The sequence below is a fragment of the Streptomyces sp. HSW2009 genome (assembly GCF_040240285.1).
Taxonomy (GTDB): domain Bacteria; phylum Actinomycetota; class Actinomycetes; order Streptomycetales; family Streptomycetaceae; genus Streptomyces.
In genome coordinates, this window is the sequence record NZ_JBEHZD010000714.1 from 1 (window position 1) to 3,318 (window position 3,318).

Here is a 3,318-nt window from a genome sequence, read left to right on the forward strand (position 1 = left end):
GCCCGCGTCCTTTGTCAAAAAGACCCCCCCCCCCGCCGCCCGCGAGGGGGGCGCGGCCTCACTCGGCGGGCCGCCCGGCGGGCCGGGGCGGCGGCACGGCCGGCCGGTCGGCGCCCGGCCCCGACGCCTTCGGCGCGGCCGGTTCGACCAGCGTGTACGACAGCGCCCAGCAGGCGAGCGGCATCGTCACCAGCGTGGCGAGCGCCCAGCGCAGCGAGGTCGCCTCGGCCAGCGCGCCGACCAGCGGGCTGGCGATGCCGCCGATGCTCACGGCGAGGCCGAGGGTGACGCCGCTCGCGGTGCCGACCCGGTTCGGCAGGTAGTCCTGCCCCAGGGTGACGTGCAGCGAGAAGGGGACGTACAGGGCGACGGAGGTCGCCGCGACGAAGAGGTACACCAGCGGCCCCGGCGCCAGCGGGATGCCCACGACGGACGGCACGGCCACCGCGTACGCCACGCGCAGCGCCCGCACCCGGCCCCAGCGCGCGGCCAGCCGGCCGCCGAGCAGGGTGCCCACGGCGCCGCCGGCGAAGAGCAGGAACAGCGCTGCGGCGCCGGCCGTGTCCCCCGCGCCCAGATACTCGCGCACGTACAGCGAGAGGAACGCGCTGAGCCCCACATAGGCGATGGAGCGGCAGATCACGATCGAGGAGAGCCGGAGGAACTGCGGCCAGTCGTCCGGGCCGATCCGCTCCCTGCCGCCGCGGGCGCCGGTCGCGGCCGGCTGGAGCACGGCCCCCGACCACAGCACCAGGGCCACGCCGAGGGCGGCGGGCACGATCAGCAGCGGGGTCGCCGACAGCCCGCCGACCGCGAGCACCGGGGTGACCATGACCGGCGCGAGCGCCCAGCCGATGTTGCCGCCGAGCGAGAACCAGCTCATGCCCATGTGGCTGCCGCCGGTGGCGATCCGCGCCACCCTCGCGGCCTCGGGGTGGTACGCGGCGACGCCGAGCCCGGAGAGCGCCACCGCGCACCAGGTCAGCGCGTACCCCTGGGCGGCCCCGGCCAGCGCGATGCCGAGCCCGGCAGCGGCGATGCCGCCGGAGATCAGCCAGGGCATGGGCCGGCGGTCGGTGAGGGCGCCGAAGGCGGGTTGCACCACCGAGGAGAGCAGGGTGGCGGCGAGCACGATGCCCGACACCTCCACATAGCTGTAGTCGCGTTCGGCCACCAGGAACGGCACCAGGGCCAGGACCGCGCCCTGGTAGACGTCGTTGCAGGCATGTGCCGTGGCGAGCAGGCCGATGGCCGATGGTCGGCGGCCGATGCGCCGGAATCGTGTCATGCATCGATCATTGAGCAGGCGCCCGCTGGCCTGCTTCCGATAAATTGCCAACCAATGTCGTACATCCGCCACACTCCGCGCGCCTCCACCGCGGTCCGCCGACTGCCGCCCGGTTTCGGCGTCGGGCCGCACCACCACGACGACCACCAGATCGTCTACGCCGGGCACGGCGTGCTGTCGGTGACCACGGACGCGGGCAGTTGGATCGCGCCGGCCACCAGCGCGCTGTGGATTCCGGCCGGCACCGTGCACGAGCCCCGGGCCTGGGGCGAGACCGACCTGCACACGGTGGGCCTGCCGGCCGCGGTGAACCCGCTGGGGCTCGACCGGCCGGCGGTGCTGACCGTCGGGCCGCTGCTGCGCGAGCTGATCCTGGAGTACACCCGCGACCCGACCGACGCCAGCCCGGAGCGGCGGCGGCTGCTGCGGGTGCTGCTCGACCGGCTGCGGCACTCGCCCGAGCGGCCGATCCATCTGCCGACGGCGCGCGACCCGCGGCTGGCCGCGGTGTGCGCCCTGCTCTCCGAAGACCCCACCGACCGGCGTACGTTGGCCGCGCTCGGCACCGCCGTGGGGGCGAGCGAGCGCACTCTCGCCCGACTGTTCCGGGCGGAACTCGGCATGACGTTCCCGCAGTGGCGCACCCAACTGCGGCTGCACCGGGCGCTGTTGCTGCTCGCGGAGGGGATGCCGGTCACCACTGTGGCGCACCGCTGCGGTTGGGCGTCGGCCAGTGCGTTCATCGACGTCTTCCGCCGCACTCTGGGCCACACCCCGGGCGCCCGCAACCCGGTGGGCGGCGGCTGAACCGGCCCCGGCCCACGCCCCGCACACCGCCCGCCTCAACCCGGCGGGCGGCTGAAACTCGACGTGTAATCTCTCGATCATGCAACTGGCCAAGGGCGTGGAGTGGGGGCTGCACTGTTGTCTGGCCCTGGCGTGGCTCGGGGACGCCGAGCCGGTGCCCACCGCGAAGCTCGCGGCGGTCTTCGACCTGCCGCAGCCGTATCTGAACAAGCGTCTCCAGGCCCTGGTACGGGCCGGCGTGCTCAGCTCGTCACCCGGCGCCCGGGGTGGCTTCCGGCTCGGCCGGCCGCCTGAGCAGATCACGCTGATGGACGTGGTGGCGGCCATCGAGGGCCCGGACGACGCCTTCCGATGCACGGAAATCCGCCAACAGGGCGCCGGATTCGGCACGGCCGCCCCGGAGTTCGCGCAACCCTGCGGCATCGCCACCGCCATGCGCAAGGCCGAACTCGCCTGGCGACGCGAGCTCGCGGCCCAGTCGCTCGCCGACCTGATGGCGACCACACCGCCGGCCTCCGCCGACCGCATCCGCCGCTTCTACGCCCGCCTCGGCACAGTCACCGGCTGACCCAACGCGGGACCGGTCAACCGCCGTTGGCCCGTACGGGGAGCAGGGGCCAGGCTGGCGCCAGCCGCTCGGCTGCGGGCCCCGCCGGCCCCCGGCCCGTAGCCAAGCGGTCACCGGACAGCAGCACCACGGCCCGGGACCCAAGGAGCCGAAAACCCCAAACGGTACGCGAAGAGCCCGGGCCCCCAAGGCCCGGGCTCTTCACCACGGTTGCGCGCCCGGCGTCGACACGGCGGCCGTGCAAGCGGGACCGTACGACCCCGACTTCACGAACCCCCGCCCGGCCCCGACCACACGGCCGACCACACGGCCACCCGTACGACCTCGGTTACGCGGCCGAGCCCCGGCCCGCCGAACCGCGGCCCTGACCCTGGCCCTGACCGCCGCTGCGGCCCGAGCCGCGGCCCCGGCCGCCTTGGCCCTGGCCCTGGCCGCTGCGCTGACCGCCGTCGCCGTGCGGCGCACCACGGCGGGCACGGGCGGCGCGGCTGCGTCGGCCGCGGGTGGGGTTGGCGTTGCCGCCCCGGGGGGCCGGGGCGCGCCGGCCCCGGGGGGGGGGGGGGGGCCCCCCCCCCCCCCCGCGACCCGGCCGCCGTCGCCGCCCTCATCCGCAACCGGGCGATCACCACCGCGCACTTCGTGCCCTCGATGCTGG

At 75.6% G+C, this 3,318-nt stretch carries 3 protein-coding genes; 2 read left to right on the plus strand and 1 reads right to left on the minus strand.

What is annotated here, in order from left to right:
- Window positions 1-58: 58 nt before the first annotated feature.
- Window positions 59-1,456 carry an MFS transporter gene (locus tag AAHZ94_RS31155; protein ID WP_349997070.1) on the minus strand — a complete coding sequence of 466 codons (1,398 nt, stop codon included), beginning with the start codon at window positions 1,454-1,456 and terminating at the stop codon, window positions 59-61.
- On the opposite strand from AAHZ94_RS31155, the gene AAHZ94_RS31160 reads away from it, so the two are divergent.
- Together AAHZ94_RS31160 and AAHZ94_RS31165 are read left to right on the plus strand one after the other, a co-directional pair.
- Window positions 1,343-2,095 (plus strand): AraC family transcriptional regulator, encoded by a 753-nt coding sequence (locus AAHZ94_RS31160; RefSeq protein WP_349997071.1) that lies wholly within the window; start codon window positions 1,343-1,345, stop codon window positions 2,093-2,095. The two genes, AAHZ94_RS31155 and AAHZ94_RS31160, sit on opposite strands and share 114 nt — an antisense overlap.
- Window positions 2,096-2,174: 79 nt before the next feature.
- A complete protein-coding gene (locus AAHZ94_RS31165; RefSeq protein WP_349997072.1) occupies window positions 2,175-2,663 on the plus strand; it encodes an RrF2 family transcriptional regulator in 489 nt (162 codons plus the stop codon).
- Window positions 2,664-3,318: the final 655 nt, after the last annotated feature.

Excerpts from the sequence above, each read along its gene's own strand:
- AAHZ94_RS31160 (WP_349997071.1), top strand. The coding sequence starts at position 1,343 with ATGTCGTACATCCGCCACACTCCGCGCGCCTCCACCGCGGTCCGCCGA.
- AAHZ94_RS31165 (WP_349997072.1), top strand. The coding sequence starts at position 2,175 with ATGCAACTGGCCAAGGGCGTGGAGTGGGGGCTGCACTGTTGTCTGGCC.